The sequence below is a fragment of the Myxococcus qinghaiensis genome (assembly GCF_024198215.1).
GTDB lineage: Bacteria > Myxococcota > Myxococcia > Myxococcales > Myxococcaceae > Myxococcus > Myxococcus qinghaiensis.
In genome coordinates, this window is record NZ_JAKCFA010000044.1 from 1 (window position 1) to 20,616 (window position 20,616).

At 64.2% G+C, this 20,616-nt stretch carries 18 protein-coding genes; 8 read left to right on the forward strand and 10 right to left on the reverse strand.

The window, feature by feature from the left end; translation table 11 throughout:
- Nucleotides 1–130 precede the first annotated feature (130 nt).
- A complete protein-coding gene (locus tag LZ199_RS44255) occupies nt 131–982 on the reverse strand; it encodes a hypothetical protein (RefSeq protein WP_253999872.1) in 852 nt (283 codons plus the stop codon).
- Nucleotides 983–1,545: 563 nt separating this feature from the next.
- Here LZ199_RS44255 and LZ199_RS44260 point away from each other — a divergent pair.
- The 6 genes from LZ199_RS44260 (at nt 1,546) to LZ199_RS44280 (ending at nt 7,438) form a co-directional block, all read left to right on the forward strand.
- Complete coding sequence (locus LZ199_RS44260) at nt 1,546–2,352, forward strand: hypothetical protein (RefSeq protein WP_253999873.1); 807 nt, start codon at nt 1,546–1,548, stop codon at nt 2,350–2,352.
- Between the two features lie 143 nt (nt 2,353–2,495).
- Nucleotides 2,496–3,323 (forward strand): trypsin-like serine protease, encoded by an 828-nt coding sequence (locus tag LZ199_RS44265; RefSeq protein ID WP_253999874.1) that lies wholly within the window; start codon nt 2,496–2,498, stop codon nt 3,321–3,323.
- A gap of 217 nt (nt 3,324–3,540) precedes the next feature.
- Nucleotides 3,541–3,864: a 4-fold beta flower protein gene (locus LZ199_RS47080; RefSeq protein ID WP_407667347.1), complete on the forward strand. Its 324-nt coding sequence runs from the start codon at nt 3,541–3,543 to the stop codon at nt 3,862–3,864.
- 94 nt (nt 3,865–3,958) lie between these two features.
- Complete coding sequence (locus tag LZ199_RS44270) at nt 3,959–4,780, forward strand: hypothetical protein (protein ID WP_253999875.1); 822 nt, start codon at nt 3,959–3,961, stop codon at nt 4,778–4,780.
- A 172-nt stretch (nt 4,781–4,952) separates the two neighbouring features.
- The gene (locus LZ199_RS44275; RefSeq protein WP_253999876.1) at nt 4,953–5,951 is read left to right on the forward strand and encodes a DUF4365 domain-containing protein; all 999 of its coding nucleotides are present in this window, start codon (nt 4,953–4,955) and stop codon (nt 5,949–5,951) included.
- Between the two features lie 326 nt (nt 5,952–6,277).
- Nucleotides 6,278–7,438, forward strand: coding sequence for a hypothetical protein (locus LZ199_RS44280; protein WP_253999877.1), 1,161 nt, complete (start codon nt 6,278–6,280; stop codon nt 7,436–7,438).
- 63 nt (nt 7,439–7,501) lie between these two features.
- On the opposite strand, the gene LZ199_RS44285 is transcribed toward LZ199_RS44280, so the two are convergent.
- Nucleotides 7,502–8,179, reverse strand: coding sequence for a hypothetical protein (locus LZ199_RS44285; RefSeq protein WP_253999878.1), 678 nt, complete (start codon nt 8,177–8,179; stop codon nt 7,502–7,504).
- Between the two features lie 115 nt (nt 8,180–8,294).
- Between LZ199_RS44285 and LZ199_RS44290 the strand changes: the two genes are divergently transcribed.
- A complete protein-coding gene (locus LZ199_RS44290; RefSeq protein WP_253999879.1) occupies nt 8,295–8,909 on the forward strand; it encodes an RDD family protein in 615 nt (204 codons plus the stop codon).
- Between the two features lie 52 nt (nt 8,910–8,961).
- Nucleotides 8,962–10,836 (forward strand): HEAT repeat domain-containing protein, encoded by a 1,875-nt coding sequence (locus tag LZ199_RS44295; protein ID WP_253999921.1) that lies wholly within the window; start codon nt 8,962–8,964, stop codon nt 10,834–10,836.
- Nucleotides 10,837–10,888: 52 nt separating this feature from the next.
- Here the strand turns inward: LZ199_RS44295 and LZ199_RS44300 are convergent, their stop codons facing one another.
- The 8 genes from LZ199_RS44300 to LZ199_RS44335 form a co-directional block, all read right to left on the reverse strand.
- On the reverse strand, nt 10,889–11,824 hold the full coding sequence (locus LZ199_RS44300; RefSeq protein ID WP_253999880.1) for a hypothetical protein: 936 nt from the start codon (nt 11,822–11,824) through the stop codon (nt 10,889–10,891).
- A gap of 415 nt (nt 11,825–12,239) precedes the next feature.
- Nucleotides 12,240–13,118 carry a hypothetical protein gene (locus tag LZ199_RS44305; protein ID WP_253999881.1) on the reverse strand — a complete coding sequence of 293 codons (879 nt, stop codon included), beginning with the start codon at nt 13,116–13,118 and terminating at the stop codon, nt 12,240–12,242.
- Nucleotides 13,119–13,399: 281 nt separating this feature from the next.
- Nucleotides 13,400–14,200: a hypothetical protein gene (locus LZ199_RS44310; RefSeq protein WP_253999882.1), complete on the reverse strand. Its 801-nt coding sequence runs from the start codon at nt 14,198–14,200 to the stop codon at nt 13,400–13,402.
- Nucleotides 14,197–15,507, reverse strand: coding sequence for a DUF4150 domain-containing protein (locus LZ199_RS44315; protein ID WP_253999883.1), 1,311 nt, complete (start codon nt 15,505–15,507; stop codon nt 14,197–14,199). The genes LZ199_RS44310 and LZ199_RS44315 overlap by 4 nt, the downstream gene beginning before the upstream one ends.
- On the reverse strand, nt 15,504–16,556 hold the full coding sequence (locus LZ199_RS44320) for a 3-oxoacyl-ACP synthase (protein ID WP_253999884.1): 1,053 nt from the start codon (nt 16,554–16,556) through the stop codon (nt 15,504–15,506). Before LZ199_RS44320 ends, LZ199_RS44315 begins: the two co-directional genes overlap by 4 nt.
- Nucleotides 16,553–17,575: a DUF2169 family type VI secretion system accessory protein gene (locus tag LZ199_RS44325; RefSeq protein ID WP_253999885.1), complete on the reverse strand. Its 1,023-nt coding sequence runs from the start codon at nt 17,573–17,575 to the stop codon at nt 16,553–16,555. Before LZ199_RS44325 ends, LZ199_RS44320 begins: the two co-directional genes overlap by 4 nt.
- A gap of 7 nt (nt 17,576–17,582) precedes the next feature.
- Nucleotides 17,583–18,872 (reverse strand): TIGR02270 family protein, encoded by a 1,290-nt coding sequence (locus tag LZ199_RS44330; protein ID WP_253999886.1) that lies wholly within the window; start codon nt 18,870–18,872, stop codon nt 17,583–17,585.
- 1,016 nt (nt 18,873–19,888) lie between these two features.
- Entirely contained in the window at nt 19,889–20,506 is a 618-nt protein-coding gene (locus tag LZ199_RS44335) for a DUF2924 domain-containing protein (RefSeq protein ID WP_253999887.1), read from the reverse strand.
- Nucleotides 20,507–20,616 lie beyond the last annotated feature (110 nt).

Below are 20,616 nucleotides of genomic sequence, written 5' to 3' on the forward strand. Positions count from 1 at the left end.
GATGCCCGCCGCTACCTCGACATGGCCCTGCTGACTTCAAACCCAGACACCGCTGAATGAATCCGCCAAGGAGCCTTCCTCCCTCGTTCCCCCTCCGAACCAACTACACACGATTCGGGACTTGACCGGCCTAACTTGGGTCGCTCCCGTACAGGTTCCCCTTGTGGAGTTCATCGACGAATCCCTGAATGAGCGCCTGGAACTCGGCAGGACTCTGCTTGGCGTGGGCTGCCCGGTCCGCATCGAATCCGTCCCAGAGGTTGTACCGGGACGCCTTTGCCACGATGAGGAAGGAACCCCCAAAGCATCGGTTGATTAGCCGTGCCCCGTCGGGAAGTTTCTGTGGTTCGCCTGCCTCGTCAACGCCGTAGTCGCCCTCATCCCAGTAGAAGCTTTCGACGTACTCACCAGGAGTCAGCTCGAGGACGACCTCGAACGCCTCGTCGGCCTCGTTGGGTCCGCTCTCGTAAACGCCCGACGGTGCGAGTTTGCCGGTCTGGAGCAAGAAATAGGCCCACTCACGCAAAGGGTCCCGCTCTGGCATGACGAACTGCAGAGAGTCGGGGCGGACGATGCGGGTGATGCCGTCGAAGCTGAGTTCAATGCAATCAGCTTCCTGGCTGTGGCTGGCGCCTTCTAAGTCGAGGCCTCCACGAGAGGGGAGGAAGACGTGGTTCAGAGGGGCCTTCTTCCCGATGCCTTCGAGGACGCCGACGATGTCTCTGACGTCCGTCCAGGTGATGCCGGCGCTCTTGCCGGAGAACCCCTCCGTCATGGCACGCCAAGCCGTCAGGCTCTCCTCGCGGAAGCTGCGACGGCGCTCTTGGTGGGCGAGTGGTGCTCCGCCATGGGGATGAGTGGCAGCTCCTGCCCCACGTGCCGCGTCTTCAGCTTCGAGGTTGCGCTTCGCTGTCATGAAACGCTCGCCCGTGCGCTCCATGCGCGCACGCACGCGGGCCTTGAACTTCTTCTCGTCGGTCATCGCAGACTCCACGCCAACGCGGTCTCATCCCCCACCTGAGCCTGTTGGCTAGGAATCGCGACAACCGCCCGAGGTCTGGTGGCCCCTTTGCCTCGCTCTCAGGTCCCGTGGGGGGAGACCAGTGCGGGTCAGGCGGTAGGCGACCGCCTTTCCGGTTCTCTATATCGCCGCGAATACCACTTCGCAATTCGGTCGTGGACGCCGTCCTAAACGGGCGGATTTCCTGGCCTCCACAAGGTGTGGGCCGCGCGCCTGTCGGGCTGTAGTCCGCAAGAGGAAATCGACGGCCACTCTGCAAGCGCGTTCCACCATCAGTAAGTTCGGGCGGGCGGCTTGCGAGCTGTGGAGGAACTGATGGGGTGGTATCCGTGGCCCATGCAGCCCATGAGCTATGTAGGAGATGATGCGGTGCATCCTTAAGCACACGCAGCCGGCTGGGTAAGCAAGGCCAGCCGCTGCGTTCGCGGGGACATAGGCCGGCCTGCTTTGGCATCCTGCACGTGGCAGGAACGTCCATCTGATAGGATCAACCCAGCTCCCCTGGTCCGAAGATGAGGTCGAGGATGACGACGAAGTCAGAAGAGGTGGTGTGCCTACCCACGCTCTATAGAGGCGACTCGCTGCCATCTCGGGTCACGCAAGATGCCAACGCAACGCATCGGGGTCGAACCTTTGCTGAATACTACGTTACAGAGGGACTCCTCTCCAAATCCACCGACCAGGGTCTCTCGCGCCACTTGAACTGGCCTCTGGAGAAGCTTGTGGCTGTCCACGTGGGCTACCGGAAAGATATTCAGGATGAGGAGTACGCGGCCTATCACAGCCCTTTGATATCGTTTTCTACCGATGCAAATGCGGCGTGGCATTTCCTTGACCGCACGGCGAAGAAGTCATTCGAGCCGTCCCCAATCGGAGCTGCCACGCACTTCATGTGGAAGCTCACGGATGTTCGAGTGCGGCCGATCTCTCCTGGGAGATACCGCTTCGAGTATCGAAAGAGCACGAAGAACGTAGATAGGTTCCGCGAGCAGTTCGTTGCAGCGGTCAACGAAGGTGACCTGTCCCAGCTTACTGCCGCCCTGGCCACTCAGATCGTCCACCAGCACATTCAGGCGGATACGGGGCTACACGTCGCAGACTTCATCGACGTCAACACGTTCCTCGCGACGGTCGACCCTGCTACGCACAATGTCGACGAGGAACTCCTCGCGCGAGCTCGAAAGTTCGGAGAGAAGTGGTCCGAGTGGCTTCTCTACCCAATGGAAGTCGAAGCGTCACTCGGTGGGTTGTCGGGCCGATTCAGCGTGAATGAGGCTCTCGACTTTCACCTGTTCGCTCGGAAAGTTCCGCCGCAGGTCGCGCCCCCGTGAAGCCCTCATAGTGCAGGGAGCGCGCTTCGCGCTTCGTGGGCCAAAGTAGGACGATGACCGTGCGCACCAGGCCCCCTTGCCGCGAAGCTCTGTCCGGGGGCCTCGGTGCGCTCCCAGGGGAGTGACTGAACTTAGGGAGTGACATGAAGAAGCTAGTGGGTGCTGACGAGCATCTTGAACTGTTGAGAAGCGTTGAGGGGGAACTCAAGCAGCTTGGGGACGACTACTCCGTTCCATTGGTTGCCCGACAGCCTGAAGGCTTCCCTCGGCCTGTTGGGACCGGCTGGTTCTTTCGATGCGAACTTGAGTGGTTCTTGGTTACGGCTGCGCACGTTGTGGAGGAGTTTTTCCCTGTAGGAGATAGGAAGAAAACGAAGCCCTCTGACTCCATGCTGTTGGTTCCGGGGGTTGATGCGGCGATGGTGCCTTTGGGTGGTAAATGGAGTTTGTCGGACGATTACGACGTGGCGATTCTCAGGCTGGAATCGCCGAGCGTCGTCAGGGATCGTTGGAAGCCAGTCACGATGGCCGACTTGGCGCCTGATGAGCCAGAGGACCAGTATCCTTGGTACCACGTGACTGGCTGGCCTACTGAGTACAGCAAGCGAGTGGAGGGTGGATTGGCCGGCGACAAGTTTCGCTTCAATGCTCAAGCTGAGCCGGTGCCGGCGGGTGATGAATTCGACAGAAAGATGCGAATTCGCTTTCCGCTCTATCGGAACGATTTTGGCACAATTGATGGAAATGAAGCCTCTCATCCGCAGTTGCGCGGAATCAGTGGGGCTCCTGTGTGGCGAATTTTTGAAGACGGCAACCGCTATCGCCCGCTGCTTGCTGGCGTGCAGGTGTCGTACTGGGACCGCCACACTGTTTGGTACATTGATGCAGTTCGGTGGGGCTGCGTGCGCATGTTGATCGAGCACTCGGTTCCGGGGCTCTTCAAGTCCGCAGAGAAACTCGTGTTGCGATAACGCTTCGGTGTCTTCTCGTGGCGTGCGCTTGGCGATCCGTCGCGCCTTGCTGTATCGCCTTGCCGCGCTTACGGCGAGGTGACCGTGTAATAGGCCGGTACCAGAGAGTTGAACGCGGCCACTCCGGTCCTTGGGCCCTCAGTATCCATTGGTGATTGATGGAAAGGAACGTCGGATGACCCCGCTCTTTTCGAAGAACAGCGAGCTTGTCGGTTGGATGAAGGATGGTGAGCATATTTTCGATACGGGTGTGCGATGGGTTGCCTTCATCAGAAATGGGCATGCTTGGTCCGCCCAGGGTGTTCGTTGGCTCGGTCCGGTCGACGGGAAGACCTGCCTTGACACATCTGGCCAGCCTGTTGTGTGGAGCCCAGGTCATCCAATCCGTGGACGGGTGACTCCTCCAACGCCTCCGACTCCACCCACGCCACCTACGCCGCCAACACCATCCACTCCTCCAACTCCGCCCACTCCTCCAACACCTCCGACTCCGGCAGGGGGGTGGTCTTGGCGAGCTTTCCAGGCATGGCTTGATGGCTGATTTTGTGTCCACCGCATTCACCGCCGACGCATACCTCCCTTGGGGGATTGCCCCGCCCACGCGTCCGACGCCTACTGCTGACGGAGGCGCCCCCATGCGGATGCGGTTGACGCGGGATGTGGAGCTGGAGGACGACGGCCAGCGGGAGCTGATGGTGGAGGTCTTCGTCCACGAGCGGCGGGGCGGCGTCGCTGAGCTCCAGCCCGCAGGCGCTGAGTGGCGCGTGCGGAGGCTGCGTGGGACGGCGGACCTCAACCGCCAGGGCAGGGGCACGGCCACGGTGCGGGTGGCGGCGCCGGGGCTTTACCGCGTGCGGGGCGTCGCGAGTGCCCGGCGTGCCCGGGTCGCCTACGTCGAGGTGACAGACTCGGGTGGCGCCCTCCACGCCACCGTCTTCGGGGTGGATGAGCAGGTGCCGCGCACGACAGGGCCTACGCTCCAGGTACTGGAAGAGCGATTCGGCATCACCTCGGCCCGGGCCGCACGCGCGTCCCAGCGGCGTGATGCAACTGACGCGCTTGCGGACCAGCTCGAGGCGGGCTGTGTCCACGTCATCCTGCCGCACGTGGTCCTCACAGTGGAGGGGCCGGGGGTGCCGCCCCTCCAGGCCGTCAGCGACAAGCAACTCGCCTACGCGCGCGCCGTCCGCGCGAGTGCCGTCCATGGCTTCCTCAGCGTGATGCTGGCGCGCGGCGCGAAGCTGCCACGTTCCAACGTTGAGGAGCAGATGCCGATGCTCGCCGGTTGGGTACAGAGCCACCTGCGTGCGGAGACGGAGAGCCGCTACTGGCTGGACGGCCAGGCGCGCGCGGCCCCAGACATCGGCGTGTTGGGCGAGGCCTTCCGCGCGGCACGAGCCGCGAAGGTGGAGATGCCCGCAGACCCGCTTCTCCACATTGACCTGGCGTGGCCGTGAGCCTGAAGATGATTTCGGACCTCCTGGCGGCGCGGAGGAGTGCGAAGCCCGCGCCCTGCTCATTCGCCTTGACGTACGCATGATGCAGCGACCGAATTTTGGGTAGGCACACCAGGTGGGGGCGCCAAGCTGTATAGAGGCCGAGTCGATTTACTCCCCTGCGAGGAACCGGATGAGCCTCCCGAAAGCAGGTAGCACCTACGCACAAGAGCGCCGCGGCGTGGTAGCGGTTCAGAGTTACGCCGCCAGTCGCGCACAGATTTTCCGCGAGACTCCGACGGGCGACGTTGGCATCGACGCCCAGTTGGAGTTCGTGAATCCTGATGGGCAGGTGACTGGGCAAACAATAGGATTGCAGATCAAATCGGGCCCGTCGTTTTTCGCTCACTCGACAAGGAACGGCTGGAAATTTTATCCGGAGGAAAAGCACCGAACCTACTGGGAGCGTTACCCACTGCCAGTCATCTTGGTGCTGCATGACCCCGAGGCGAAACGATCATACTGGGTGGACGTGCGGCAGGCGCTGCGGAGCCCTTCGACAGCTACACAAGCCTGGATCGAGATCCCGAGTACCAATCTTCTCGAAGAGACAGTGGTGACCCGACTGTTCGAGAACGCCGGCGTCCAGGATGAGGCATTCATCGAAGACCTCGACATGGTCATCGAAGCCATGTTGGAACGGCGAACGACCAATCCTGCGTTCGTGCTCTCATATCTAGACCTGTTCTGTGCTGGTCTCACGAACATCTGCAGGTCCATCTACTTCGGAACAGATGTAGCACTTGAAGTTGTTGAGTCGAATCTGAGCAACGCTGGATGGGAATTCGGCTTAGGCATGGGACAGCGTGAGCAAAACTTCCTATTCGGGTTCGTGCGCTTCTTGGTCGCGCAGCACTTGGCTGATGTGAATTTTGCCGATTGCCTGATCGATGTCATCGACCGCCATATGACACCCACGTTCATGGCGCCCCTGACGGGGCGAGGCCGAGCGGTCGTCAATGCGTTGCATGAGCGTGAAGCGGAACTCGTTCGCAAGGGACAGATGCCTGATGGCAGGGGCGAACTGATCGCGCAGGAAGCTTTTGTCACCATGGATAGGGGGAGCTACGGCTCCCGCCTAGACCGGCTCTTCCAATTCCAGGCCGTCTTCACCCCGAAGAAGGATCCGTGACGCTGCCAAGGGTCTTAATTCCCAGGTAGGTCGATGGCCGTGCGCGCCCGCTCACTCGCCTTTGACGTACGCATGACGCAGCGACCGAGTTTTAGGGTAGGCACGGGTCTCAAGTCGGAGATGCCTCGAGCCCTACAGGGAGAGGGAGAAACTCCGGAGTTATTCTCTTGAGCCCGGGTACACGACAGACCCATCAGGCCCCGTGTCCAACTCGACCTACGGTTCTCCCCCTTGTTCGTAGGGCGATGCTGCGGACAGGGGATGCAGGAGTCGCAAGCTTAGCTATTCGGTGTACGGTAGACCCAACTGCGTTGGGGGAGGATACGATGGGGACCCTTTCGTTTATGCCGTGGACGACGGTGTACGAACCCGTGAAGGTTGGCGCCTTCACCTTGCGGCCGGTGATTCTGGATAAGAGTGGGGCCTACGAGTGCAATCCAGCCGCAGCTTGGGTCGATCCGCCTGCGGACGTGCTGGATATCCTGAAGGTGTACCGGAATCGCCCGAACATGAGGGCCGACTCGGACCCTTCCACTGGCATCATTAGCAGTGCGACTGTGATTCAGTTTGGGGAGCGCCCAGTCACAGATGATCTTTCCGATGAGGATATTGAGAACCTCTTCTCGTTTCGCGAGGCATTCACTTTTTCCGGCTTGGCGGAACGTGAATTCTTTGCACATAACGGGTACTGCAACAAAGATTCGTTTACGATGATCGGCCAGCGTTTTTCGGCGGCCGCTAAGGGCGTGAGCCTCGTGTCGAGGCGTCTCGACGGGACCACGACGGCCTATTGGCCGCTTGAATACGTGGAGTTCCGTAAGGATGCGCACATTCCTGAGTTGCGTAGCTACCATACAGACGGGGGACTCGCTGGGCTACTGCTCGACCGAATGACGGACGACGAACCGCTTGCTCTAGCAGTTGCGCACTTCAACAGTGCCAACACAGATAGGTCGAATGAGAACGCGGCGAGTGATCTCATCTGGCTCGTCAGTGCTTACCAGCAGCTGCTTGGGTCTAATGGAAAGTGTGACGATCTCCGTTCCAAGCTTGCTGAACTCATGTTGTGTGTTCCTGTCTGTGAGGGTCGCCCTGCACGAGCCTCGCTTCTTGGGTGGCTCCAGCGTCAGAAACGCCAGCCATCGGCGAGAGAGGCCTGGATTCTTGACCTATGTACGTCCCGAGGGAATGTGGCTCACGGACATCGGCCGAGCGCTTTCAAGACTGCCGTCTGGTCGCTTCAGGAGCATCTGCTCTTGGGGTCGTATCTCTTCCCGCTGTTGGTGAAACTCAAGCTTTGTAAGGATGGGGCACGTTCGCTCCGCGACAATGAGCGGCGCGACCTAGCCTTGTTCGACGTGATGTGTACTAGCGAGAATCTTATGGGCAGCGTCGATAAGATGCGCGGTGTTCCGAGTGCCTATCGTTGGAATGAAGTCCGAAGGACAGCGTTGTTCCGGGTAGATACGAATTGGTCTTGCGGTTGAATGGTGCAGGTTTGGAGGTCGCTGTAATTTGGGGCATCTGGGCGGCTGGGCTGGTGAATTGCGTCACGGCCCATGGTAGTCCTCGATGAAGTCGGGATGGTACCACTCCTCGACAGGCATGAATTTGAACCCCTCTGCCTCCCAGCCTCGCAGTTGGTCCACCAGGGACGAGTGGAGGAGGATGGTGTAAAGGAGTTCGCCCAGTCGGAAGATGAGCCGTCTTTCCAGGGGAATGGCTGCGAGCGCATGCTCATCGAGCACAAGCTTGCCAATCGCCAACATCTCCCGAGGGGAGTAGAACAGGCCCTTCGCGCGCTTCTTGTCGACGCAATAGATCGAGCGACAGGTGTGGAGCCACCAGAACCTCTGGACTTCCCCGCTCTCGAAGGAGACGTCAGCCGGGAGAAGCTGAAGGTGGCTGATGGCAAGAGGCTCAAGGAGGGACTTGGCCTGGGCAGAGAGCAGGGGCTCACAGGAGCCTTCATAGGCAGGGAAGGGTTCTTTCGGGAGCACTCCCGTACGGGTGCGCAGGTTGATGGGGTTCGCCACGAAGACAGGGCGCTGTCGCCAGTTTACTCCTACGAGTTGCTTCTCGGGGGGCGGGCCTTCGCGCGTCATCCATTGGTTGAGCGAATCGCCCATGAGCATGAAGTAGTCGTTCTGCATATCGGCCTGTGGCTCGTCGAATCCATCGAGCTTGCGGTCGAGGCGAACGTCAAGCAATTCCGAGGTGCGGAGCATGACGTGATGGTCTAGTGGACTAGGCCTAATGGGTTGTGTTTGTCGGTGCAGGCGGGAGATTTTCCCTCAAGGAACTTGCCGCCTTGGGGCGGCCGTAGCTGTGCTGCGGCCCTTCATGTCCGACTTCCGCGAGGCTGTTGAATCGATTTTGGAAGCCCAGTGCTTCGAGCACCCAGGCTTCTCCGCCGCCATCGCCTGTGCTCGTTGCGGCACCTTCACGTGTGCCTTCTGTGCCTCGTCCGGGGCGGGCCTGTGCCTTCGGTGCCTTCATGCGGCTCCAGAGCTGGCGACGCGCAGGGCCCGGCTCGCGGCATGCCTTGTCGATAGTGCCGCGCTCCTGCTCCCGTGCCTACTCCTGGGCGCCCTCCGGTGTCTGGCCATTCCGGACGAGGCGGCGATGAATGCCCCAGTGGTCTACGCACCGGCACTCCTCGTGCTGTTCGTGCAGGCGAGCCTGATTCGGGGCACGGGGGCGAGCCTCGGCAAGAGGCTCCTGGGGATCCGCGTCGTCCGAAGAGATGGCCGTCCGGCGGAGGTGTGGCGGATCGCCCTGCTGAGGAACGTGCTCCCGCTGGCGCTCTGCGGCTACTTCGGCTGGCTCGGCCTCGTGGACGCGCTCTTCATCGTTGGAGAGGAGCGGCGATGCCTCCACGACTGGGTGGCCGGCACTCGCGTCGTGAAGGCACCTCGAGCGCAGCGCTCCTTCATCGCGCGGCTCGTGACTGGCTGAAGCACTGGGTTCGGAGTCCCTTCACAGCGAAGGGAGAATGAGAGGCGATGACATGGAGGGAGAGGTGCAGTCCGGGCGCCCCCGCTGGCTGGCTGGGCTCGTGTGCGCGGTGGTGGCGCTGTCGCTAGGGTGTCCCCGGCAGACGTGGCGGCGGGACGAAGTCATGACGTGGGAGGGCTGCTGTAAGGGGGCCGACGCGTGCCTTGCGCTCCTACAGGACGTCCATGGCCCAGACAGTGGGGAGCGATGGCTGCCGCCGGAGCAGCAGTGTGCTGCGTGGAAGCTGGGGCGAGAGGGGGAGGGCGTCGTCCCCCGGCTGATTCCGCTTCTTCGCCATGGGGATCGTCGGGTCCGCGGAGGTGCAGCACTTGCGCTGGCGTCGATGGAAGAGAAGGCCAGGCAGGCCGTGCCAGCGCTCCTCGATGCTTATGAACGCGAGCCCGGTGGAATGGCCCTGCACGCGCTCTCCTCACTCGATGACGCGCGAGCAGCTCCCGCCATCGTGCGACACCTCATGGAGTCTCCCACGTCGACGCTGGAGCAACTCGGGCCGACATTGGTTCCGGTGCTGCTGGACGTGCTGGAGAACCCGGAATCGAGCTGGGAGGCGCTGGTGCGGGTGCGCTACGTGCTCGCCCGGCGCGCCTCCATGCTCACTGAGAATTTCGTCCCGCGCCTGCGGACGCTCCTCGCGCGGGAGTTGGAGGAGTCCACCCTCCGGCGCCCGCCTGGGACGTCCTGCCCGGCAGCACCAGCGCCAAGCTGCGAGGCCATCTTCGACGGGTGCACCCCGCGAGCGGCCTACGTGGCGTCGGTGTTGGCGGCCTACGAGCGCCAGGGGGCGAAGGCCGCGCCCGAGGTATCCCAGGGGCTACAACGGGCGGACGTGCGCCTCACACCCGTGGCGCTGCAGGCGCTGGTGGCCTTTGAGAGTCCTACTGCGGTGCCCGAGGTCCTCCAGCAACTGGCGGCGCCTGAATGCCGCGCCCGGGCCCTCACGAGCCTCGCATCCCTGGGGCCGGTGGCGCGGCCAGTCGCAACGGAGCCGCTGCTGCGCCTGCTGGCCACGGGGAAAGAGGGGTGGGAGCGCGCGCGGGCGGCGGAGGCCCTTGGGCGTGTGGGAGACGCAGCCGCCCTCAAGGCGCTGCGCCAGGCGGTGTATGAGCCACACAGCGAAGTTCAGGCTGCGGCGGTCCGGGCGTTGGGCAGCTATGCCTTCCGGGCCCATGCGGAAGAGTTGGAGCCGCTGTTCCAACAGGTGCTGACGACGCATGCTTCCCCCGTGGCGCGGAGCTACGCGAGGTGGGCCCTGCAGGCTCTCTCTGGGGAGGAGGTGCGGCCTGCGTCGCCTTCCGAGCCCGCCAGTGTCCTTCCAGGGCGCGGCCCGGATTGGCGGATGTGCCAGGGCCCCACGTCCATCCATTTGCACTGGGAGAAGCCGAAGGCGCCCTCACACGAGGGGCCATGTGTGGATGTCCCAGAAGCGGACTCAGCATCCGTCCTCGAGGCCATGGGGGAGGCCTGCCTCGTCGGACGGGATTCCGGGGAGTTTGGCGGCACGCTGGAAGTGCACGAGGCCGGGCGTGTGACGGTGCTGGAGGAGCCACATGCCAACCCCCTTCTGGCCGTGCGGGTGCACGGCACGCTCGTGGTGGTGGAGGGCCTCGCGCACCTGTTTGGCGGAGACGGGCGTCTGGTGCGTGTCGAGGCGTCCGAGGGGCGGTGGCGCGCCACGCCTTGGGTGGAACTCCCAGGCGCGCCGCTGGCACACGGCCTGGATAAGGAGGGGAACCTCATCGTGGGGACGACGGAGCAGCGACTCGATGAAATCTTCTGTGGCCGGGCGGGTGCGTCTGCGCCCGTCCACGTGCTGCGCGTCACGGGGGATGGGCGCCTAATTGCGGTGAGCCGGGTGGCCCGACCCTGAGCGCGCTTGATACTCTGAAGAACAGCTTGAGCGGAGTATGCCCCCTCAGCGGTCAGTCAACTCGGTTCAACTGTGCGGATTGGCTTGGCGGCGTGCCGGTTGTTGATGGCAATTCGCATAGGCGTGAGTCGAAGGAAATCTCGCCTGAGGCGTCCGTTGCTGCGACGCTAATACGGTTCTCTGTGAGAAATGCGACGAGCTCGCCGTTCTTGTGGTTTATGCACTGGCTGAAGCGGGAGTATTGGGACCAGACGATAAGTGGTTTCAGTAGCGGCTTTCGCCACGTGCCACCAGCAAAAATGCCTAGCCAGAGAACTGTCATTCCCAAGAAAGCCAGACCAAAGCCCCTGACGCCTACCGTCGAAGAGGACGGTGCGGTCCACTTGCTTCTCGAGCGAGCGAACAGAATACGGAAGGCGGTGCTGTTGCGAATCAAAAGAGCTGTAGTGAGAAGCCCAGAGCGCTCTAGTATGAGCAGCCAGATGGCCAATGCAATGGAAAGAATTCCTCCAAGGCCGAGGGTGGTGCCAACGAGAGTGAGCCAGACGCTTGGTAGCAGCGTCCCGGCCAATGCGCTTACGGCGTATGGAAGTGCCGATGGGTCGGTTCTGACAAGCTCGTTCACTTCGCTGCGGGCGAAGATAGTGGCGATTGCTCCTACGGCAAGTACCCCGATGCTCACTAGCGTTGGGCTGATAGACTTTGCAAGATTGCTTTTCAGGAGTGCGACTGTTTCCAGCGTTGCTGCGACTGCAAATAGGCAAGCTGAGAGATAGAGAATACCCATGGCGTATGTGGGAGCATTGCCTCCGCGCCAGGATGCAATCCATTGAATGGGGAAGTACGCGAAGAGGAGTGCGATTGCGGGATTTCGCCAGTTGCTGGCTGTGAGAGGATCCGGCTTTCGTCCACCAAGGAGCTTGAGGAACCTTTTGCGCCAAGGAAGCAGCTTGCGTACAGCCAGGGTGTTGATTTGGCGCTGCGTCATCCTGATTGCCTCCAAGGCATGAACCCCGTTCGTTCGAAGTACTAGGTGAGCATCGTCAGGAAGGAAAGCACATCCCGGAAAATGGTGCGGTCGACGCTCTCGATGTGTCTCGCTGGCGTGGCGCCGGGGACGCGGAAGTAGAACAGGCGCAGGCGTGCGTGGTTGCGGGGACGTACTCCGGGTTGCACTGGCGCGACCGTGCCGGGGGACGGGGGAAGGATGGGCAGATAGGTGATCATTGAGGTCCCAGGACGTTGGCGCTTCAATCTTGCCGTCTCCGCACGCGGATCTCGCTGGCCCAGCACTGGGCGGTGGCTGTGGCGCGCTCGTGGCCCCAAGAAGGGCCGCTCATCTTCGTACGCCAGGAGGCGGAACCCTCGGAGGGCTCGAGGCTCGTCGCCCGCCGCCCCCCCCCTCATTGACTGCGAGGCTGAGAGACTGGTGCCCCGTCCATCTCGGATGGACGCGTGCCCTTCCGTGCCACCGGTCCGCATCGCGTGAGGATGCGCTTCCACCCATTCCGCGCTGCCGCGGCTTCACGGACGAGTTCCACCATCTCGCTGACCGAGACACGCTCATCGGATGGGGCAGCGCAGGCCGCGTACTCCTCGGCGAGCGCTATGCGCGCCTGGCGGTTGCTGCCGGCATCGAGGACGCGGCTATATGCCTCGCAGGCGTATGCGAACGTCTCACGCTTCCGGAAGTCGATGTCGAGGAGCCACTCGCGTCGGCGCGTCTCGGGCAGTCCCACCGTGCGGCGCTTGCAGTTGTGGAAGACGTGGGCCGCCTCGTGCACGAGGTAGTCGGCGAAGGGGGACGCCTCGTCGAAATAGGCGAGGGAGACGTAGCACGTGGTGTGCTCGCTGAGGCCCAGGAGTTGGGGCGCCTCCGGCCCCAGCAACTCGGCACCGACGCTGAGGAGGTAGAGGTTGGCCAAGTCCCAGGCCGTGCTCAGCCAGGAGGACTCCAGCAGGACTTGGGCGATGTTGGCTGGCGTGAGGAAGACGACGGACTTCTCCAGGAGGGAGAGGACTGCGCCCTGCTCCGAGGCGGGGAAGAGGCCGCGCACCATCGGCTCCACCTTGCGGCGGGTGAGGCTGACGACGTCGAGGTCTTGCAACTGCTCGGAGAGGGACAGTCCCTCGGCGCGCCTCTGCACCTCGGCGACAAGTGCCTGGCGAAGCTCGTCGTGCGCCCGCCTCTCCCTTTCGAGGATGTCGCCCGGCCAAGCCCCGTTATGGGCGTCGTAATCGCCGGTGCGGAGGAAGCGCTCAACCTCGTCGGGAATTCCCATGGAGGGCCTACTCCAACCTGTCGCGACGCGGCCAGCAAGAGACTGTGTGGCTGAGGCAGAGAGGGGGCGAGGCCACCGAGGGATGGCACGTCTTCTACTCCTCGCGGCCCAAATGCAGGAGAAGTGCCTTTCTGCCTCATGGGGATGCACGAGGCACAGGGCAAGCGGGCCATGCCAGCCTGCATCTCCTTCGTCGTCAGGCCCCGTGTACAGCATCAGCATCTCCTCCACCAGCGAAGCGGCGTTGATGAACCCTCGCAGGCATGTGAACGGTGCCCTCATTAGCCACCGCTCAACTCCTCCCTGTGGTCCTGGATTACCTCGTTGAAAATCTCCTGTTGGACCTTGTCGCGTGCGCGCAATTCGACACGCGTGCTTGGAATGGATGTTGAGGGCGCACTGATAAGGGCGAGCACGCCGCGCTCTGGGTGCTCGAGAGGAATAGTCGCCGACGAGGCCCCGAGTTCGGTGTGCGAGAATCCCAAGCGTGTGAAGAACTCGTAGGTCTTGGCTGGAGCTTCGGGATTTGGCCCAAGTCTGTAGTACTGCGTTTGCTGCCGTGGAACGGCCTCCAAGCAGACTCTGGATACGATTATCGCTCGTAGCCAGTCGGAGAAGGACGGGAAGGGCTGTTCGCCTGCAACCTCGCCGCTCATTAGCTCCTCTTCATAAGCGCGGATGATTGCCGCGTCACGTCCGTCAGGTGTCGGATGGGAGAGGTCAAAGAAATTGTCCGGGTGGCGGCCGTTGTAGTCGTCCTCGCCAATGGCGAACTTGAGGTAGCGGCGAGAATCGGGCCGCTCTCGCTGATGGTCCTCGAGATCCTCGAGCAGCACCGAGATCGAGGTTGTGCCAAACGTCAGTCGCAATTCGCCGGTCGATGCGCCCATGGTCGCAAGGAAATCGTGATACACGCGAGGCAGCGAGCCGAGCCCTCCATGTGGCTTGGCAAGGGCATCAATCTGGTCGGCCGTGGCCGGTTCGAAGCCATGGGTGCTCCCGAGCTTCCATCGCTCCATGAACGCGAGCAAACCCGTCATCGACAAGGGAGGGGGAGATCTGAGAAGCTTTGACCAAGTCATTCGCAACTCTGCTTTTCGAGGTCGCACCGGGCCATGAACAGCGTGTCCTGACACGACTGGCAGGAAAGCACGGTGACCTCCGTCTTGCGTCGCATGTTGACGCGGTTCTCGACACGCGTGCCGCCCTTTCCATCCTCGATGTCGGCGGCGCTCGGAGGCGTCCAAGGCCCCTCTCCCTTGAATGGAGCGTAGTCGCTGGGGCCACGATAGGCCACGTCGAAGCTCAGCGCCTTCTTGTCACGAGAGAAAGAGAAGTAAATCTCGGTCATGGAGTGCGCGACATGACCGCTCTTGCCGATGAGTTTGGCGCCTGCGCAGGTTCCAGGGCGGTTATTGTATCCGCTTTCAAATCTGTCAGACCTCTCCTTTGTGCCTTCCCACTGTTTGGCCATTTTGTCGATGGCTTCGGTGTCTCCTGCGGCGCATCTTGGGTTGATGGTCATGAAGTCCTCCAGTGTGGCGGCCTTCTCAATGACCGTGCAACCGTGAGCCTCGGCGATGGCCTTGAACCCGGGAGGCACCTCGTTGCCCGATACTGCGGCGAATCTCTTCCCGGTGAGGCACACCATGACTCCGAACATGTACCCGCCAGACTTACTGCGACGATGATTCTCCAGCCCATCGCGTGTCCGCTCAAGTGCCTTGATATACGCCATCCGCTCATCCAAGGTCGTCTGTTTGGGCGGGGGAGATTGGCGCCCGAGGCGCTCAATTTCGGCGACCTTCATTGTGATTTCCTGGTTGACCTTGGCCCATTCGGTCTCGCGCGCCTTGAGGTCCTTGAGAATCTTGTTGGCGACGTCGAGGCTCCCTTCCGGACGCTCGAGCGCTGCGTGGCTGTCCGCATCCTTCTGGCAGATGATGCAAAGCCCCTCGAAGTCGTCCCCGTACGCGAATCCAGTCCCCCCACGCCCATTCGACATGAAGGTGGTGTTGAACGAGTTGCCGTTGTGGAGGGTGACGTCGAGGTAGCGCACGACGCCCTTCCCCTCGATTCTCACGTCCACACTGCCGGTGCCCCAGGCCATCTTCCCCTTGAACTTGGAGGAGATGAGGCCGCCCGCCGTGCCCGGCTCATCGCCCGAACTGATGCTCAACTCGGAGTCCGCCAACGCCACAGGGTGGCCATTGATGGTGACGCTCGTGCTTCCATGGGTGAGCATGGAGTCCTGAGCGGAGTTGACGAAGGGGGTGGGCACCGGCCCTCCCGGCGTCGGCACCTTGCAGACGTCGGGTGCGGCCGAGGTGTGCGTGTTGCCGCTCCCCTTGTGCAGGATGGAGCGGCCGTTGGCGAAGACCTTGCTCATGCTTCCTCCTTGGCGTTGCGAATCATATCCACGACGCATGCGCCAATGCGCCCACAGTCGGCACTGCCGTAGACGAGCGTCCTGTGTGCGTTGGGCTGACGCCAGCGCGCCCGGTGCAGGGCCATGCCCAGCATGACGGGGCCAGCGCCGGCCCCCGCATCCCCCAGTCCCTCTCCCGCGACATGTACGCGCAAGGGCTCGGGCATGAGGGAGGCGTTGCGCAGGTAGGCGCGGGAGAATTCAGTCCCCCAGAAGGAGTCTCCGGGCTGGCAGGCCAGGACTTCGTCCACGCGCCGCGCGCCCATTGCCGCGTCTCGCCGCAGGGCGTGGAGGGCTTCCGTCAACCCTTCTGCCAGGCTGGGGCCTCGCTGCGAGAAAGGCTGGGCTTCAACGGCGAGAGCCGTGCCCAGCAGCACACCCGTGGCCTCGAGCTTCAGCGACTTGGGGGCGCCCGGACGCGCCAGGGCGACGAAGCCCGCCGCCTCCCCTGGAATTCTCCCGTCTAGATTCTGGCGCCCCAGGTGCAGCCGTGCCCTTACCAGTGCCTCCAGTGACGCGCCGTCCGCCAGAGAGTCCACCGCGCCCACCAGCGCCAGGGCGCCGGCCCGGCCCGAGTGCAAATCCCTCTGGGCCGAGTCCAGGGCTTCGAAGAAGGCGGCCCGTCCGGACTCGTGCACCTTCACTACTTCCAGCCGTTCCTCTGTCTCGGCCAGCAGTGCCGCAATCAGCGCTTTCTGTTCCACCGGGGCCCCCAGCCCCGCCTCGGGAAACCCGAGGTACAGCGGCACTCGTCGCCCAGGCGGGAGGGACTCCAGCCGCGGCCACACTCCGGCGAGGGCCTGCCGTGCCAGGGCCGCCATGCGTTGGGTACGAGACAGGGAGGACTCGAGGAGACTCAGCCGCGAGGCCCTCACGGGCTCCGCCACCTCGTCCAGCACCTCCGTGCGGGTGAAGCGCACGAGGCGGGCGCGCAGCGACGCCAGCGTCATGTGCGTCGAGGTGCCAATGGGCGTGCACAGGCCCAGCCCCACCACCTGTGCTCCACTCATGGCGCGTCCTCCCCGGGCAAGAGCAGCCGCACGGTGCTCACCTTGTGCGTGGCCAACTGTCGGTGCGCCGGAAACGTCGCCCGCCAGGTGAGGACGAGTCGGCCCTCGTCCGGCTCCACCAGCACCGTGTCCAGCACCATGCGTCGCTTCTCCCGCCGTCCCCCGAAAGTGCAGCGGGCCAGCAGTCGGTACGTGGGAATGGTGAAGGCCAGTGGGCCGTCGGGAGAGAGGCCCTCCAGCACCACCGGCTCTCCGCCCCGCAGGTGAGTGGCGGCCCGCAGTCCGTCGGGCGCGGCGTGGAAGAAGCGCTCGTCGAAGTCCCGGGGCCAGAGGGGGGCGCGCTTCTCCACCCACGCCGCGTCGTACGTCCCCGCCCAGCCCTGGCGCGGTTGCCAGTGCCGCGCTACCGGGCCGAAGCCGCAGGGGGGTGGCCTGTCCGCCCAGCCACGCACGCGGGCCTCAGGGGCTTCAATGGACGGCAGGGGCTTGTCCAGCGCCTCCTTCGCGCTGGCGTAGAGGCCTCGGCCCACCGGGTTGCGCGCCTCGTGGCCCGAGGCCGTGGTGCCGCCAAAGGCATACTCGTAGCGCAGCGGCAGGGACGCGAAGGGCAGCGCGTCCGACGGGCTCAGTCCCATGAGGCTCCGGTACCAGACGCGCGTGCCAGTAATCGTGGCCCGCTTCTCCAGCGAGCCCACTCGCACCGCCACCTGCATCCGCGTCACCTTGTGGCCCCGAGGCGCCCAGGCCTGACCGTGCAGCAGCACGTCGGTACCGGGCCGCGTGTAGGCGGACTGCGACTCGTGGCGAAGGCTCGACGTTTCCGGCTCGCCCCAATACATGTCCGTGGTGGCAGGCTGCTGTTGCTCCTCGCACACCGCCAGCGGTGCGGCCGAGGCGCGCCCGGCCGGAGGCAGGACGAAGCTGCCGGCGACGACGAGGACGAGGCACTCGTCGGCCTCCTTCGTCAGTGACAAGAAGTCGGTGGCCGCGAAGGGCGTGAGGTTTTCGAGGGCGGGCATGGGGACGTCAGCGCAGGGTGGAGGCAAGGGGCGTGCTCTTCATTCGGGCGCAGGAGTCGCGGGCCCGCGCGATGGCCGTGCGTTGGCGGTGGGTGAAGGCCCGCGTGGGAATGACGTGCTGCCCGCCAGTCCGAATGGCCAGCTCTCGCGCCAGCACGTGCCGACGCCGCATGGGGCTGGACTCCAGGGCCTCCAGCAGCATCGGGCCGCTGAAGGGCTGGCCCAGGAGGTAGCGCTGGCCCTTCACGAAACGGCCGCGTGCCGTTTCCCACCACGTGCGCACGGAAGCCACTTCCGGCCAGGGAAGGTCATCCTCGGGATGGAGCGTGAGGTCCGCGTCCGGCTCATCCGATTCCCCTGGTGGCGGAGACGCACCTTCAGGCCTCTCTCCGGGAGGCAAGCAGTAGGGCCCCTCCAGGCGGAGGCCCGTCATGGCCGAGAAGGCTTCCCCGGCGAGCCGTGCCGCCGAGGCGTCCTCCATGAGCGCCAGGCAGGCCTCCATGGCTACCACCCGCCCGCTGAAGCCCAGTGCCCAGAGCGTCCGCGGCTGAAGCTCGGGTGTCTTCAGCCGCGTCACCAGCAGCGCCGCGTCCTCCTCGTCGCCGCCCATGGCCAGCAACTCCAGGGACTCCGGGGCATGTGCGCTCGGGCGCCGCACCGCCTCGCGGCACGCCTCCCAGGCCCTGCGCAGTCCTGAGGCCAGTCCCGCCTCCATGGCCGCCACGCGGATGCCGGGGTGCGCGGAGTCCAGTAGCGCGGACAGCCACCTTCGCGCGGACTCCTCCGGCAGCGGCTGGGCTCCATGCAGGGCCGCCATCCGCGCGCGTGGCTCGTCATGAAGAAAGAAGCGCTCCAACACCTCGACAGCGGCGTCTCTTCGGAAGGCCAGCACCCCCAAGGCGTGGGTCTGGAGGTCAGTGTCGCCCAGCTTCAGCAACGCGATGAGCGCCGGGCCCAACCCAGGCGCCTCACTGACTTCCAAGGCGCGGCTCATCGCGGTGCGTGTCTCGGTGTTGCCCTCGCGCAGACGCACCAACACCTCGTCCACCTTCCCGAGGGACAGCAGCGCATACGTAGCGGCGGAGATGCGTTCCTGCTCCTCCGAGTCGAAGGCGGGCCGCACCACGGGGTCGAGCGCGGCCTCTTCCCCCAGTCCTTCCAGGTGGGCCAGCAAGCGCTCCTCGCGCTTCACCATCCCCTCCAATGTGCAGTCAGGAGCCAGCAGCGCTCGCTCCCGCTGCGTCCACCGGAAGGCCGCCTCGTCGAGGTGCTCCTCCCACACATCCACCAACACCATGGTCTTCCCCTCCCTCTCGCGTCGTCGAACCGTAGCGCTATGGCCTGACATGGCTTGGCGTTGCCTGTCCCGTGGAGGGCTCGCCCCTGCGAGTCATTGCCGCCCCGGTGGGCGCGCCTTGTCGTGGGTTGTTGGCTGCGGCAACAAACTTCTCGGACAGCCAGTGATTGGGGCGACGAGTGAGGCACCTCGCAGCGCTTGTTTCTGTCCACTTCCGGGCAAATGCTGTTGGCCATGCCGTCCCGGCGAGGCAGGGCCGACGTCAGCGCCAGCCCTGTGGGGAGATTCAAGTCGCAGGCCAACGTCGGCGGGTGTGTCCAACGGAGCCTTCCCGTCCGAACGAACGCGCGCTTGTCGCGGTCGGGGGATAGCGTACGAAGAGTCAGCCCAGGGAGCGCGGGCCGAAGGTGTGGCTGCGCGGGTGTGGCACGCCCCCTGCTCCGCGCCGGCGCTATGGACATGAAGAGGCGGTGGGCGCTCTCGCAGCGATTGGGACGGGCGGAGATGGCACTTCAGGGGGCGCGCGCGATGATGGACGGGAGTCTCGAATCCCGGATGATGCTGGCCAAGCGAAGCAGGAGTATGGGGCGGCCGAGGCCGCCGTGCTGGTGGCACTGGGCGCCCGAGCGGCCCTCTCGCTCGTGGAGGAGTGCCATGGTTCAGGCGAGGGGCCTCCTCAGGTGGCGCACGTGCTTGATGGCTTCTCGGCTGGTGGACACGGCGCCACTTCACACGGTACCCATCGTGCCCATGACGGACGAGGAACTCACAGCCCTCGAAAGGCACTACCTGCGGCTGCGGAGCGACGACCCTGCGGAGCAGGGGACGCCGCTGCAGCGCGCGGCTCAAGATGCTCTTCGCCTCCTGGGGGAAGGCGACCTCGACTTCCGGCTGTAACTCGCAGCCGCTGCTGTGCAGCGCCAGCTTCACATCCACACGGGCGCCCGCGAGCGCCTTGCGAAGTGCCTCCGCCACGAGGGCTTCGATGGCCTGTTGCTTCGTCGCTATGGCGGGCCTCACCCCACTTTCGGCGCGAAGAGCGCGGCGGCCTCGGTGGCGCCCATGGCCGTGAGTTCTCGGTGGACCGCGCGTCGGAAGAACTCCGTCCGGCTCGGGATGCCCGCGTCGCGCCAGGTCTTGTCGAGGCCTTCCAGGGCCTCCGCATCGAAGGAGAGGGGCATGACGCGCTTGCCGTCCTCGCGCACCTTCGCCTCGCGCTCTGGACGGGGACCCACCGGCACGCGGCCGGCCTCCACCTCCCGAATCTTCCACTTGAGGTAGGGGATGTCGCTGCTGCCCGTCGGGCGCCCGACGACTTCGCGGTACTTCGCCTGCAACCCCTCCAGCGACATGTCGGCGAAGCGCCCGCGCCTGCCGGAATGTTGCGTGCCCTCGGCCGTGGGGGTGGCCTGTGCGGCAGGCGCCGGAGGAGGAGCGATGGGGGCGGTAACCGTCACTCGGCGGGTGGGGCTGCGCCGCTTCTGCGCGGCGAGGGCCTCCTCGATGCGACGGATGAGGTGCTTCTTGTTGGGGCTGCGGGTCTCCTCGCCCACCACTTCGTGGTACCGGGCGCGCAGCTCCGTCAGGTTCATGGACTCTAGCTTCTTCGTCTTCGGTGCGGTGTTACGGGGCATGGAGGTGCTTTCCTTCTCGGGCCGTGGGTACACGTCTGCCGTCCACGAGGGCGGCAGAGGGGCCCTCGTGCGGCGCTGCCCCGTTGGGCGGGGCGTCGGTGGTGGGTGGG